Source organism: Pseudoalteromonas piscicida, from assembly GCF_002208135.1.
Lineage (GTDB): Bacteria > Pseudomonadota > Gammaproteobacteria > Enterobacterales > Alteromonadaceae > Pseudoalteromonas > Pseudoalteromonas piscicida_A.
Window position 1 is genome coordinate 1368734 of the sequence record NZ_CP021646.1, and the last position, 13945, is coordinate 1382678.

Annotated in this window: 11 protein-coding genes and 1 pseudogene; 4 read left to right on the forward strand and 8 right to left on the reverse strand. The window is 40.9% G+C overall.

From position 1 onward, the window contains the following. Positions 1 to 77: 77 nt before the first annotated feature. A pseudogene (gene xthA / locus B1L02_RS06545) lies at positions 78 to 886 on the reverse strand (exodeoxyribonuclease III). Positions 887 to 1151: 265 nt separating this feature from the next. On the opposite strand from xthA, the gene B1L02_RS06550 reads away from it, so the two are divergent. Continuing rightward, positions 1152 to 1586 (forward strand): exonuclease III, encoded by a 435-nt coding sequence (locus B1L02_RS06550; RefSeq protein WP_088530380.1) that lies wholly within the window; start codon positions 1152 to 1154, stop codon positions 1584 to 1586. A gap of 39 nt (positions 1587 to 1625) precedes the next feature. Here the strand turns inward: B1L02_RS06550 and B1L02_RS06555 are convergent, their stop codons facing one another. Next, complete coding sequence (locus tag B1L02_RS06555) at positions 1626 to 1910, reverse strand: hypothetical protein (RefSeq protein WP_088530381.1); 285 nt, start codon at positions 1908 to 1910, stop codon at positions 1626 to 1628. Positions 1911 to 2145: 235 nt separating this feature from the next. Beyond that, entirely contained in the window at positions 2146 to 2958 is an 813-nt protein-coding gene (locus B1L02_RS06560) for a hypothetical protein (protein ID WP_088530382.1), read from the reverse strand. 281 nt (positions 2959 to 3239) lie between these two features. On the opposite strand from B1L02_RS06560, the gene B1L02_RS06565 reads away from it, so the two are divergent. Next, positions 3240 to 4475 (forward strand): DEAD/DEAH box helicase, encoded by a 1236-nt coding sequence (locus tag B1L02_RS06565; protein ID WP_088530383.1) that lies wholly within the window; start codon positions 3240 to 3242, stop codon positions 4473 to 4475. A 91-nt stretch (positions 4476 to 4566) separates the two neighbouring features. Here the strand turns inward: B1L02_RS06565 and B1L02_RS06570 are convergent, their stop codons facing one another. The 3 genes from B1L02_RS06570 to B1L02_RS06580 form a co-directional block, all read right to left on the reverse strand. Then, entirely contained in the window at positions 4567 to 4944 is a 378-nt protein-coding gene (locus tag B1L02_RS06570) for a diacylglycerol kinase (protein ID WP_088530384.1), read from the reverse strand. After that, positions 4934 to 6577: a phosphoethanolamine transferase gene (locus B1L02_RS06575; RefSeq protein WP_088530385.1), complete on the reverse strand. Its 1644-nt coding sequence runs from the start codon at positions 6575 to 6577 to the stop codon at positions 4934 to 4936. The genes B1L02_RS06570 and B1L02_RS06575 overlap by 11 nt, the downstream gene beginning before the upstream one ends. Positions 6578 to 6652: 75 nt before the next feature. Then, the gene (locus B1L02_RS06580) at positions 6653 to 8596 is read right to left on the reverse strand and encodes an LTA synthase family protein (RefSeq protein WP_088530386.1); all 1944 of its coding nucleotides are present in this window, start codon (positions 8594 to 8596) and stop codon (positions 6653 to 6655) included. Positions 8597 to 8758: 162 nt separating this feature from the next. Between B1L02_RS06580 and B1L02_RS06585 the strand changes: the two genes are divergently transcribed. Both B1L02_RS06585 and B1L02_RS06590 read left to right on the forward strand, forming a co-directional pair. Further along, positions 8759 to 9436: a response regulator transcription factor gene (locus B1L02_RS06585; RefSeq protein ID WP_039497447.1), complete on the forward strand. Its 678-nt coding sequence runs from the start codon at positions 8759 to 8761 to the stop codon at positions 9434 to 9436. Continuing rightward, positions 9433 to 10821: a histidine kinase dimerization/phospho-acceptor domain-containing protein gene (locus tag B1L02_RS06590; protein ID WP_088530387.1), complete on the forward strand. Its 1389-nt coding sequence runs from the start codon at positions 9433 to 9435 to the stop codon at positions 10819 to 10821. Before B1L02_RS06585 ends, B1L02_RS06590 begins: the two co-directional genes overlap by 4 nt. A gap of 8 nt (positions 10822 to 10829) precedes the next feature. Here the strand turns inward: B1L02_RS06590 and B1L02_RS06595 are convergent, their stop codons facing one another. Beyond that, the gene (locus B1L02_RS06595; protein WP_088530388.1) at positions 10830 to 12488 is read right to left on the reverse strand and encodes a hypothetical protein; all 1659 of its coding nucleotides are present in this window, start codon (positions 12486 to 12488) and stop codon (positions 10830 to 10832) included. 142 nt (positions 12489 to 12630) lie between these two features. Next, positions 12631 to 13926 carry an anti-phage deoxyguanosine triphosphatase gene (locus B1L02_RS06600; RefSeq protein WP_088530389.1) on the reverse strand — a complete coding sequence of 432 codons (1296 nt, stop codon included), beginning with the start codon at positions 13924 to 13926 and terminating at the stop codon, positions 12631 to 12633. Positions 13927 to 13945: the final 19 nt, after the last annotated feature.

Here is a 13945-nt window from a genome sequence, read left to right on the forward strand (position 1 = left end):
TCTATCCAGTTTTTAAAATTGGTGATTTTGACCTATGCCGAGCACTGTATTCACAGCCTCGGCGGGGAAATGGGCAATTAAATGTCGAAAGTAGCCCAAATTGGTGCGTGATCTGAGGGCTTATCGATTCCTCTCAATTCGTAATCTATGTCGCTTTCGATACATTTCGCAGTTAATGGAGCGGTTGCTAAAACAACATCTATGCGCAGACCACGGTTATCATCAAACCCTTTAGAGCGGTAGTCAAACCATGAATACTTTTCGGTTGCATCAGGGCCAGTTCTCTAAATGTATCTTTAAAGCCCCAGTCCAGCAGCGTTTGTAACCATTCGCGTTCTTCTGGTTGGAAGGAGCATTTACCTGTCTTTAACCAACGCTTACGGTTTTGCTCACCAATACCAATATCCGCATCCAGTGGAGAAATATTAATATCGCCCATGACAACAAGGTTAGATTGAGGATCGGCAAAATCATTTAAGTGGGTCATGAGATCTGCATAAAATTGTCTTTTATACGGAAATTTAGTTTCATGGCTGATGTTATCACCTTGAGGGAAGTAACCATTCATAACAATAACTTCGTTACCTGAATCACTTTCAAACGTACCGCTGATCATGCGACGTTGTGATTCATCGGTATCCGTAGCGAAGCCTTTTTGGATTGCTTTTGCAGGTTTCTTGGAGAGTAGTGCAACACCATAATGTGCTTTTTGACCGTGGAAATAAACATGGTAGCCAAGTGCTTCTACATCATCGACAGGAAAGGCTTCGTCATGGACTTTAATTTCTTGCAGCCCAATGACATCAGGTTGGTGTTTTTCAATCAATGCCTGTAATTGATGCAGTCTAGCTCTAAGGCCGTTTATATTAAACGAAACAATTTTCATAGCGCTCTCTTTAGATTCTTGCTGTTATTTGGCAAAGTTTATCACTTAAAAACGAGAGGATCAGCGCTTGGATGAAATTACTTCTTTAGTCAGCAGATAAGCTTGTTGGCAGTTGTTAAATTTTGCACAAGTTTAGCGTGAGCATAACGAGGATTTTAGCTGAGTGTAAATAGATCATTAAATAACCAAGATTGCATGATTTAGCTGTTTACTTATTCGTCGTTGTAATTATAATCCGCGCCGAATCGTTCAATTGGGGTATATTATGCTTAAATCTCTCTCTTTCTTTGGTCTTGTTTCTTTGGTTTCTACAACGGCTTTCGCTTCACAGGTTGAGTTTACTCAAGCTGACGCATCACCAGCGACGAAAGTATGTGCTGTTGCTGCAGAGCAAGGTTTCAGTGCAGCACGTAAAGAAGCTGCATCACTAGGCCTATTTATTTCTCGCTTCTCACCAAGCATCCACTGTAATGGTGAAGATATTCGTGAATTTGCAAAAGTTGCAAAGCGCTCGAAAAAGCAAGAAAAGAAAGTTGAGCTAATCGCTGAAAAAGCAGATACAGCAACTGAGTTATGCTTAGATGCAGTACGTCACGGCGTTAATCACCTACGTTTGAATAACCAACAGGTTCGCAACTTACGTTGTAACGATATGCCTGTTAAGCAATTTGTAAGAGAATTCAGAAACGCAGCAATCTAATCAGGTTGATGTGAATAGAAGGGGCGTTAAGCCCCTTTTTTATTGGTTGTTATTTAGTTTTGCATCACGGTATTTGATGTAACAAACTAAAGCTGCCAAGCCCGCAACAGGGACCGTAATCATACTTACCCAACCACCTGTGTATAAAATTGCTAGTGGCATACCAAAATCATAGCCGGCGACAATACAATCTGAGCTAGCACTTTCTGCAACATGGCAGTGAAGAATTTCAGAGATAAGCTCCGCAAGAAGTAAACCAAGCAAAGGTGTAAAGGCTATTAAGCAAAGACTTATCGTTAATAGCTTCAATCTTTGTCGTGACATGAATATTTCCTTATTAGTCATTTCAGGTGATTGTGCCCCCGATAGATTAACCTAAGCTGATAATACCGATTTCACTTAATACATCCTCAATTTGAAGGCGTATATCCGATGCTAATTGCGTTAAAACCTTCTCATTTAGAACAACTAAATAGCAAAATTTTTTTAATTTTTTCCTTGCCTATATGGATGTAGTTATCTCGCTTGCAAAACAGCATACCAGCCAAAAATTATTATTTTAACGTAATGAGGGTGGTGGAGTTGTACAGTCAGGAGAAAACCAAAAGTCGTCTGAGGCTGAAGTCCATTCGTCACCACATACACCTAGTTGCTCACCTTCAACATCGGCACAGGCATCGTGATTCAAGCAATCTTGGGTATATTGACCATCACCAAACATTGGACAACCCGCACCACATCTAGCTGCACAAAAGCCATGACCACCGACGATATAATTTTTTGTCTTTACAGACGAGTTAGTAATATCCCAAACAGCAGTCTTTGATTTACCCATATACGCACAGAGATCGGTCCAATCTTGTGCACTGATTTTGCTCTCTATTTGCTGATCAATTGCTTCACCTAATGGATAGGTAGATAAAAATTCGAAGAATTTTAAGAGTGCAAGTTTCGACTCCTTATCTAGAGTTGATTGGCTTTTCATAATCAAACCACTATTAAGCTCTACGTCGTGTAGCATATTCTTTATGTCGGCACGAAGTGCTGGGGTATTAATAAGAGGTTTATTATTGATATCAGTACCAGTTATCTTAACTTGTTTTTTAACTTGATTGAGTATCAAAGCATAGTGATTGCCCTGATATTTGATAGATGCGGAAATAGTATCAAGCAAGTCATTGGATACTGAAAACTCGATTGGAGAATGCATGCCTTTCTGATTAAACGACTCTGTTTTAACGCTATGTTGAGCTTGGATAACTCCTTTAATCCCGTTTTCAGTGAGATAAATTGTAGTATTATCATTCATAGCAAAGGTCAAACTAGAGAACAAAAGTGCTGCCATAATGACAGGTGAAAACAGATATTTCATATTAAATCCTTTTTTAAATTAATAATCATAATATTTAAACAGGAAAACTTCTGGTTAACCTGGTTTACAATATTGTTTCAGTTTTGGTGTTTGTCAAGTCTGAGCTATAAATAGTTTTGTTCTTTTTTATCTAATAATGAGTTATTTGCTTTAATTAGATTCTTAAAATAGTATCAGTTAATTACCTTTACTTGTTTAGCTTAATAAAACTATCTCCCAGTTTTTTCCTTACAATCCTTTGCTATAATCCGCACAATTTTGATAATAGACACTGACCTCCAATGACATTTAGCGAGTTACAACTTCACCCAGAGCTATTAAGCGTAATTACTGAGCTTGGGTTTGCGTCACCCACACCAATTCAAGAAAAGAGTATTCCACTGCTGCTCAGTGGTTGTGATTTAATTGCAAGTGCCCAAACTGGAACCGGTAAGACTGCCGCCTTCATGCTACCGATTCTGCACTCCATGCTGATAGGCAGCGCGCAAGGTGGGAAATTGGTTAGGGCATTGGTGCTAACGCCGACTCGAGAGCTGGCACAGCAAGTTGCAGAGCATACTGAAAAGTTAGTGGCGAATACAGGCTTAGGTGTCGTGTGCTTACATGGCGGTGCAAATATTGGCCCGCAAGAAAAGCGCTTAAGAGCGGGTGTTGACGTAGTGGTTGCGACACCTGGGCGTTTACTTGACCACCTAATCAAAGGCACATTAACACTCAAGAATATTCAACACTTGGTCTTCGATGAAGCAGATCGCATGTTAGATATGGGGTTTATGGGGGAAATTAAGCGGATCATGCGTACGATGCCGCTTAAGCGTCAAACGTTGCTATTTTCAGCTACGGTTGACGATGCAGTGTTATCCCAAGTAAAACCTTGGTTGAACGACCCTAAGCGAGTAGGTGTTGAAACCCAGAACAGTACCGCAAGCACAGTTACGCAAACTTTCTATTCGGTAGACGAAGACCGTAAACGTGAACTGATCTCCCACTTGATTGGCAAAAACAATTGGCATCAGGTATTGGTTTTTACTCGGACAAAAAATAGTGCCGATAGCTATGCAAAAGAATTGAATAAGGATGGTCTTAAAACCGCGGCTATTCACGGTGATAAATCCCAAGGCGCGCGCGATAAAGCGCTGTCTCAATTCAAATCAGGTGAAATTCGCGTCTTGGTTGCAACGGATGTAGCTGCTCGTGGTATTGACATTGACTCACTAAACTATGTCTTCAATGCAGAGTTACCCTATGTTGCCGAAGACTATGTGCATCGTATCGGCCGTAGTGGTCGTGCTGGACAAAACGGCCAAGCTATCTCGCTCGTGAGTATTGATGAGCAGTGGCTGCTAGAAGAAATAGAAATTTTCCTAGATGAGCGATTTGCGCCGCAATGGCTGCCAGGCTATGAACCTGATTTAACCAAAGAGCCTAAAGACACCCGCCGCAATTCTGGTAAGTCTAAGAAACAAAGAGACAAAAAACGTATTTTAGGAACAAGAGCTAAGCGTAAAAGGAAGTAATGGGTTCGCTCCAAAGCTTATGTTTGGACTCTCTTTTATCCAAACATAAGCTTAATTCGCCATTTCCGGCTAGCAATTAGGCAAATAGGCTCTAGATGTTTTGATATAAACAGCTACCCCAGATACAGATAAAAACGATAATCGCGATCAATACACCAGCAGAGCCCAAATCCTTGGCAAGTCCCGACAGTGGATGGATCTCTAAGCCCACTCTGTCAATCGTTGCTTCAATCGCGGTATTCACTATCTCTGCAAACATCACAAACAGCGTTGCACAAAACAACATGACTCGCTCATAGAGTGAAAGTTCAAGTGTAAACAGCAAAATGATGGTTACCAGCAGCAGAATAAGCTCTTGCCGAAAGGCGGATTCATTTTTTGTGAGCCAATTGAACGCTCTAAATGAGTGTCCAAGCGCCAGCAATAGTCGCTTTGCTCCCGTTGGCTTATTGGTGTTATCAAAATGCATTAATTTCTCCATTATTTGCGAGTAGTTGAGTTCGACAGGCGGCGAATATGTCATTTTTTGAATGATAGGTTTTCGAATTAACTTGCGTTAAGCCAAGTAACGTATCGTAAATATTGTCATGGGAAAGGGGTTGCTGTTTTACAGCGTCAATGCAACCACTATAGTTTTTATTGGTTAGGCGATTACTCCAGTAGATCATCGGGATCTGAGTTTGCTCTTTAGGTGCTAGACGATATGGAAAGCCATGTAAATATAATCCGGCTTCACCAAGCGATTCGCCATGGTCGGAAACATACAGCATGTTGACTGTTTCTGCGTCTAGCGAAGACAGTTGTGCAATGATCTTGTGTAACACTAAATCTGTATAGGCGACGGTATTGTCATAAGTGTTAAGTAACTCTTTTGGAGTACAATTTTGGATATCGCTGCGTTGGCAATCAGGGATAAATTTTTGCTGTGTTTTGGGGTAGCGACGATAATAAGTTGGTCCATGAGAGCCAATCATGTGTAAGACAACAACGATATTGTTTGTTTTCGCTTTGCTTATTGTAGTCATGAGTGATGGGATAAGCACCTCGTCAAAGCAATATTTACCGTCACACAGCGGGTTATCACTGTTGGTATCAATCTGGTAATTCTCGATCCGACTACATACACCTTTACAACTACTATTATTGTCTATCCAAAACACTTCGGCGCCGGCTCTGTGGATCACATCAAGTACATTATCTTGGCTCTGAGCCAAACGGCTATTGTATTGTGCTCTATCAAGTCTTGAAAACATACAGGGTACTGAAATTGCTGTCGCTGTGCCACAAGATGACATTTTACTGAAATATTTTACGCCGTCTTTTTTGGTGTATTCATTAGTATCGATTTCATAGCCTCCATGTGAAAAGTTACTCGCTCGTGCGGTTTCGCCAACAACGATAACAGTAATGTTAGTTCCTGATTTTGGAAACAAAACAGGCGTTTTATCTAGTAATCGAAATGGTAACGGAGGATAAAAATAGTTATCTCTCAAGTATTTATATCCTGCAATATAAAATGAAAACGGTGTGATATAGCTTGCGACTTCCTTATTGTTTCTGCCAACGGATGCATAGTTTTGATAAAATGTAAAAGATATTAATGATATAAATGTAATTGAAATGAAATTAATCGAAAGGAAGCTTTTTATTCTTTGCTTAAGAGTTTGTTTGATTTTGTTTTTTGTAAATAAGTAAGCAGGTATAAATCCGAAAGTTAGAACAAAAATTGTTATGTTTATATTTAGATAAGAAAATGCTTCTCCGGTGTCTGTTTCGATAATGTTTTGCATCATGCTTTTATCAAATATGACACCATAGTTTATTGATGCGTACAGCAGCACACTAGATAGTACAATTGTAATGAATAAAAAAGGCCGTACAAAGGTGATTAAAGAGAACCAACTAAATAGTAACAGTGTGATGAAAAACAGCAAGATAGGGACAGACACTAAAAATAGCCAATCAGACCAGTTCTGTATTGTAGAAACATTAAATACTTTGATAAAAAAGAGACTATTAAAAGCAATGGTGCAATATAGTGTGGCGAGAACCATCAGGCTAGTATAGCCTGATGGGGAGATATGTTTTAAAAATTTAAACATATCGAACTCCTGACTAGAAAATAAAAACTAAGTTATCTTTATTTTCTATAGAAATACTTAAGGTAACCTTATGCTTTAGTCTTTTAATCGATAAATTTGCTCCAGGTAGGCCAAGTTACTAAATAATACATGAGATAGTGCTTTTTCTTTCAAATCAGCAGAGTGAGTTATATTCACCAGTGGTTTTTGCGTCTTAGTCGCCGTGTCATATCGCCAATAACTCACTTTCTTGCCAGGCATCAAAATGGCTGCTTTGTCATCTTCAATGTAGGCAAAATTATCGTAATATTGCATCATCGCTCTTTGCACTGGGTATTGTTTGGTTAAGTCAAAACCAAGCATAGGTGTTGGGCGCTCAACCCCTATTAAAGAAAGCAAAGTGACAGGTAAATCAATTTGGCTGACCAATCTTTTATCTTGTTTTTGATTAAAGTCTGAATTCAAAATAACGGCTGGAATATGAAAAGACTTGATAGGGACGGGCTCGGATCCATACACCCTGACATCATGATCTGCAACGACTAAAAAGACAGTATCCTGCCAATAACGACTTTGCTTGGCCTTATCAATAAACTTCCCGAGCGCATAGTCGGCGTACTTGATTGCGAGATCTCGTGCGGGCTTATCACTTTGGTGATTTGTTGGTAGCTTTACTTTCCCGTCAGGAATTTCAAACGGGTCGTGATTGCTAGATGTAAAGATCAAACTAAAAAATGGCTTTTTTTCTTCACTGAGCTGAGTTAGTTCTTTATCCGCTTGATTAAACAGATCTTCGTCGCTGGCGCCCCAAGACGCAACAAATTCTGGGTTTTCAATATCATCAAAGTCAACGATACGTTGAAAGCCGTTTCCTAAGAAGAAGCTTTTCATGTTATCGAAGTGGCTTTCGCCACCATAAATAAACTGTGTGGTATAGCTTTCTTTGGCTAAAATATCCGCTAACGTACAAAACTGTTGCTGAGACTTTGAAAGCTTAACAACGGAGCGTGACGGTGAGGGTACAAAGCCGGTAATAACGGCTTCAATTCCACGAACCGATCGGGTGCCCGTTGCGTATAGGTTCTCCAGCCCCCAGCCTTCTTGATACAGTTTATCTAGCTCTGGGGTTAGATTTGCTCCCCCTAGCGAGCTTACAAAACGCGCGCCTAAGCTTTCTTCTAAGATAATCACTAAATTTTTCTTCTGACCCTGATGGTACGCTGGATTGATGGCTAGGGTAGGAAGTATATTTGAGATAAAATCTTGTCTGTAACTTGCTTTTCTTACCGTATCAATAATCTTTTCTTTGGATAACGAACCATAAAGTGCACTGGCACTTTTTTCGCTGCCCATATTTTTTGCTGCGAACGCAACACTGTAAGCAGAGTTGATGGTCAGCGAATTAACCAATGCATCTTGTGAGAAGTAGACGGTTGCAGGATTAAGCGGTCTATGGCCCAGAGTGCCTCGCGCCAACAACACTAAACAGATAAGGCTACAAAAAGTAGAGATAGCCATATTTCGTTTTGATGGTACTTCACTTCCAATGCGAGGAAAATACTTCAAGGTGGCAACTAAAGCCAAAGTACATAAAAGTAGAGTGAATATCACAGTGCCCAAGTGGCCACTCCACAACATTGAAATGACTTCTTTGGGGTAAATCAGATACTCAATAAATAAACGGTTTGGTCTGATGTCGTATTGCAAAATAAATGCAGGAGTTGCAGCTTCGAGTAGTAGGACAAATACAATACCCAATGCAATATATCCCCTTACTAGCGCGGCAAGTAAGGGCTGCAATGGTTTGGGCATAAAATAGTGCGTGACCATTAACAACAAGAGCGGTATCGCAAGATAAGCGGTAGTACTCAAATCAACTCGCAGGCCTGATATCACAAAGGTCAAAGGATCAGAACCAGTCATTCTCTCTAACATCCAAGCCGATAGTCCTAAACGGCTAAGCGTCAAAATCAGCAACACGGAAAGGAGAAAAACCACGAAAGGTTTTGCATAAGGAGTTGAAAATTGTACTTTGTTCATAGAGTGTTTAAATTAGTGATTCTTATCACAACCCTATCCGATGAAACTTAAGAAAAGCTTAGGACATCCTTCAGAATTAGCGAAAGTTGAAGCTCTCTTTAGCGAATCTTAAGTTTGAGCAACTAAGCTATGTGATATTAAGCACTAGCCAAAGGTTTATTTATGAATGTGTTACTGATTGAAGATTCTGAATCATTGCGTCGCAGCTTAACCTTAGGGCTCTCAAAGCTGGGCTTTACGGTGGATGATACGGCGGATGGTTCTAGTGGTTTGAGTATGGCGCTGATGGATCATTATGACGTAATTATTTTAGATATCATGTTACCCAGTTTGGATGGCATAAGTGTACTTAAAGCCCTAAGACAGCAGAAGAATGACACTCGAGTGTTGGTGTTGTCAGCAAAGTCACAACCTGAAGACCGAGTGCTGGGTTTATTAAGTGGTGCAGACGACTATCTCGCCAAGCCCTTTTCGTTTGATGAGCTGCATGCACGGCTATTAACGCTAATGAGAAGAGGAGCATTTAAACAAGATGGTGATGAAATCGTGCATGGTTTCTTAACCATTGACTTGCAGCTAAAGTCTGCGTTAATTGCGGGGCAGCGGATAGACTTAACACCCAATGAGTATAAAATTTTGGAATGTTTGTTTACCAATCAAAATAAGATTATTACTCCGGAAAAACTGAGTACTTATATAACAGGCAATTTTGATAGTGTGTCGAAAAATGCCATCGAAGCACACCTTTCTTCGCTACGCAAAAAGGTCAAAGCATTGGGACAATGTTTGCCGGTCAAAACTAAACGCGGGTTTGGATATTATGTTGAGCAACTACCATGAAGTCGATCCGAGGGAACTTAGTTAGAACATTATCAATTACCATTACAGGTGTTGTAGTCGCCATTTTACTCGCCACAGATTTGGCTGTTGACTCTTGGATTGACTCACAATTCGACAAAGCGATGCGTACAAAAGTTGGCATGCTGATGGCGCTCGTCTCTGAAGATGAAGATCATCTAGAACTACACTTTTCTGGTGAGTTTTTACCTGAATTTACTGGTAATATTGAACCCGAATACTACCAAATCTGGTTGAACGACCGAGTTTTTGCACGTTCTGACAGCTTAGATCTTTTCTCACAACACGAGTTACCCTATTTGTCGTTACCACTTGGTGAGAGTAAAGTGGTAAGCGAAACGCTACCAGACGGTCGGGCGGGACGTATCATATATACCCGCTTTATTCCGCAAATTCATACACTAACAGGGGAAAAGAAATCTTTTGACGACGAACTTGTCATTGCCTACGCGGCTTCGTCGGAGGAGCTGGACTTTATTCTTTGGCTCATTGATATCGTTTTTATCGTGACTATCGTATGTGTTGTGGTGTTTATTCGCGTCTTTGTTCGTAAAACGGTCGATGTTGGTCTCGCGCCGTTGAATAGTATGAACGCTCAGATAGCCAAACTAAATTTCTCTAAAGATTCAGACACGATAGTATTAGAAAAACCAGTCTCTGAGCTATTACCCGTTGAGCAAAGCTTAAACCGTTTTATTGTTGAAAACAGACAATTGTACTTGCGAGAAAAACGCTTAACCTCAGATATTTCGCATGAATTAAAAACGCCCATTACGGAGCTCATTAATTTGGCGGAAGTCATTTCACGTTTCCCTGAAGACAATGAATTGACGGATGACTTTGTGCCAGAAGTATTAAGAATAAGTCAGCGGATGAAAAACATCGTCACCAATGTGATGTTGCTACATAAATACGAACAGATAAAGCTACCTAAAGAAGATGAGGTTGATGTATTGCAAGTCGTCAATCGTTCGATTGGTGAGATAAATTTTGATGACGTTGAGCTCCAGACTACTCACGCAGAATGTCCAATTCAGACAAACTTAATGGCGGTCGAGAGCATTATTGGTAACTTACTAAAAAACGCCAAGCGTCATCGTGTACAGAACTCTAAAGCACTTATCGTCGTTGAAAAAGGGGCGACGGATGGGATAAATGTTCGAGTGAGCAATCAGGTTTCAGGCGAGCTCGAAAACGTGAATTTAGCACAGTTATTTGAGCCACTTTGGCAAAGCGACCAGTCGAGAAGCGCGAATGATTGCTTTGGCTTAGGGTTGCCTATTGCGAGGGCCTTCGCTGAAGCCATTGACGCGGAACTCACTGTTGTGTTGGAAGGGAGCACCATCACCTTTACATTGACCCTTTGAAGCGCTATTTAAAAGTGAGTTTCCACTGATAAACCAAGTTCCCAGCTGTCAACTTCAGGATAGTTACTCAATGGTTTAGTAAAGTCTATATGTACTACGTTTTCGTTACTTGAACGCGCTGAATATAAACGGACCCCGAGTCCTACACTGCCTAGCGTTTTATCGCTGATATTAGGGTGTTGAATATTCCCAGATGCTTTTCCCATATCAACAAAGCCAACGAATCCCAAATCAACAAGCTGATAAATATTAATGTTAGGGTACATACGGAGTTCGAATGAGGATTTGACCGTTTGCGTACCTTGTTGGTAGCTTTGTGGGAAGCCACGGATCCCTTCTTCTCCACCGAGTGCAAGAGGACGCTCGGCAAACTCCTCGTTTTGCCACGCGGCAATGACATCAGCATAAAAAGCAAAACTATCGCTCCAGCGATAATTTACCTTTGCAGCGAGAGTAGACCATACTCTATCACCTTGCTGCGTGCCGATTTGGGCATTGGTTGATGCTTTAAATCGGTATAAGACATCATCATTAAATAACCATGCTTTGCTGGCTGAAAACTCCCAAATTGAGCCAACTCCATCCGCTTCGGTATCAATACCTGCTTTGGCCGCAAGTGACCATCCGAGGTTGAAATCTTCACTGTGATTGATTAAGTCTACATCCTGCAGCACGATATAATTATCTTCGATATATTGAAGGCTTATCCAAGGTGCTAACAGCTTGAAGTCATTAAGGTTATTTCTTATGGCCAAGAGTGGCTCGTCGTAGCTGACATCTTGGTAATCGACACCGGCTATCCACCTTAGTGTGGTGGTATTGGTTTGCTGCCACAAACGGCCATAAGCAAACTGCGCAGATGTACCGTTATATCGAAACTGACTTTCTGTTTGACCGTTATGATAGATAGAAGTCGTTTGGTCTTGTGCATTAACATAAGCGCGATACAACAAAGAGCTTGAGCGCTGGTAGAAAGGTTGATAAATGTCAGTCATAAATATTTGACCGTCATCATAATCATCTGCTTGCACCGTTATCATGGCATGCGGTTGCCATGGTGCAGGCATTTGCAACACAGTATGGTAACCGGAACGTTCATGATCAGATTTGTATTTTACGGATGCTCTAATGCCATACCCTAACAAGTTTTCTTCTTTAAACCCCAAACTTAACTTATTGTTTCCACTACTTCGGCCAAAGTTGACACTGGGTAGCAAACTCCAAGTGTCCCACGTTTGCACTGATATTTTCTGTGGCTCGGCACTGCTGCAAGGCTTGGCGTAGTTGATTTTCGCCTCTCTGATGTATTTTTTAGCGCGCAAGATCCGCTCAGCCTCTAAAATATCGGCCTCGCTGACGAGGTCACCAGCCTGAAAAGGGAGCTGAGAAGCGATAGTCGCATCTCGCGTTTCTATATGCAGCCAGTTTACGAAATCATGGAAAGAGTTCGTTTCTGGGTCGTCTGGGTTAAAAATAGGGTTTGAGTTTATTTCGATAGACTCGATTTTGATGTTTTTGTCTTGGCTTGCTTTATCTGTCTGTCGGGCCATTTTATTACGATGTTCAGCGTTATTATTGCAAAGGGAGTCGATGCTAAATGGGTCACCTGCAAACGCAGGATTGATCGAAGTGACTAACACGAATACCGCAACGGTTTTGGCTGGCATATATGCTCCAACTGAAAAATATCAAGCTACGCTGAAACATATATGCCGATACTTAAGAAAGGCTTAAGAAAAATTAAAGAATGAGTTAATCGCCAAGGTATGCGAATTTTTCATGCTTAAATTTTGGATCTAAGAACAGTGTTTATAGTTCTCCAGTAAATAAGCGTCTATGCGTCTTTCTTGCATACTCATCAGACATGCCACCAAGATAGTCCGCTAACACGCGCATTTGTTGCGTTTCATCGGTTGCTTGCTGATACAATGTTTGGGTTGTATATGGCAATAAGCGCATGGGATCACTAGCAAAAACTTCAAATAAATCAATAAGCAGGTTCTGACCACTAAATTCAATTTGCTGCATCTTAGGTTCACGAATTAATCTTCGATACACAAACACTTTTAATACTTGCAGGATTTCCTGAAATTCAGGGGACATCTCAACGGTAAAATGAAGTAGGGCAGAGTTAAAACCTGAGTCTTGAACGGTGAGTTTACAGTGCACGATAAACAGGTTGACGAGTTCACCTATGGTATCTTTACGATCCGATTCATCTTCTGAAAATAAACTCTCGCTCACGCGCTGTAAGTTTCGCTTTAACCAAGGAGAGTCTAACTTTTGTAATTCAGGCAGAGCAAAATCATGCCATGCTGCCTCGTTAAGGGTCTCGGTTGCAATCGCATCTTCTAAATCATGAACTGCATAGGCGATGTCATCAGCATATTCCATGATTGCGCAATCTAACGATTTAAACTTAGTTTTACGACGGAAAGTATCTTTTACCTCAGTTTCCTGCAACTTTACTTGGTCGTTTTGAGAGAATGGAGAGAGGATCCAGTCAAATACCGATTGGTCACATTGATAAATACCTTTCGCTGGCAGCCAATCACTAGACAGTATATATTTTCGACTTTGTGTTTGCGTTGGTTGGTGATACCAAAGCGCGTCGATTAGTGCAGGATATTTAATAAAACCCAGCAAGGTGCGGCGTGTTAAGTTCATGCCATAACCTTTAGTATAAGGTTCCAATTTAGTGACAATACGTAAGGTTTGGGCGTTGCCTTCAAACCCTCCGTGATCACGCATAAGGTAATTAAGTGCTATTTCTCCACCATGACCGAATGGAGGATGGCCGATGTCGTGTGCTAGACACAAAGTTTCAATAAGACTTGTAGAAGGAAAGTGTTCAAATTCAGGGTGCTGTTTTCTTAAATGGCGCAACAGACCGCTACCTATTTGCGATACTTCCAAAGAGTGCGTTAGGCGAGTCCGATAAAAGTCGTTAACGCCGATTGCCATAATTTGGGTTTTGGCTTGCAAGCGCCTAAAGGCCGCGGCATGTATGATCCTAGAACGATCTATTTGCCATGCAGAACGATTGTCATTTGGCCGATTTTTTTGCTGCGATAGCAGACGCTGTTGCCAAGCGTTAGCCGTCATACTTCTAATCCTTTTTCTT

Bases quoted from the DNA above. Each gene is read 5' to 3' on its own strand.
- B1L02_RS06550 (WP_088530380.1), top strand. From the start codon at position 1,152: ATGCTTAAATCTCTCTCTTTCTTTGGTCTTGTTTCTTTGGTTTCTACA.
- B1L02_RS06555 (WP_088530381.1), bottom strand. From the start codon at position 1,910: ATGTCACGACAAAGATTGAAGCTATTAACGATAAGTCTTTGCTTAATA.
- B1L02_RS06560 (WP_088530382.1), bottom strand. From the start codon at position 2,958: ATGAAATATCTGTTTTCACCTGTCATTATGGCAGCACTTTTGTTCTCT.
- B1L02_RS06565 (WP_088530383.1), top strand. From the start codon at position 3,240: ATGACATTTAGCGAGTTACAACTTCACCCAGAGCTATTAAGCGTAATT.
- B1L02_RS06570 (WP_088530384.1), bottom strand. From the start codon at position 4,944: ATGCATTTTGATAACACCAATAAGCCAACGGGAGCAAAGCGACTATTG.
- B1L02_RS06575 (WP_088530385.1), bottom strand. From the start codon at position 6,577: ATGTTTAAATTTTTAAAACATATCTCCCCATCAGGCTATACTAGCCTG.
- B1L02_RS06580 (WP_088530386.1), bottom strand. From the start codon at position 8,596: ATGAACAAAGTACAATTTTCAACTCCTTATGCAAAACCTTTCGTGGTT.
- B1L02_RS06585 (WP_039497447.1), top strand. From the start codon at position 8,759: ATGAATGTGTTACTGATTGAAGATTCTGAATCATTGCGTCGCAGCTTA.
- B1L02_RS06590 (WP_088530387.1), top strand. From the start codon at position 9,433: ATGAAGTCGATCCGAGGGAACTTAGTTAGAACATTATCAATTACCATT.
- B1L02_RS06595 (WP_088530388.1), bottom strand. From the start codon at position 12,488: ATGCCAGCCAAAACCGTTGCGGTATTCGTGTTAGTCACTTCGATCAAT.
- B1L02_RS06600 (WP_088530389.1), bottom strand. From the start codon at position 13,926: ATGACGGCTAACGCTTGGCAACAGCGTCTGCTATCGCAGCAAAAAAAT.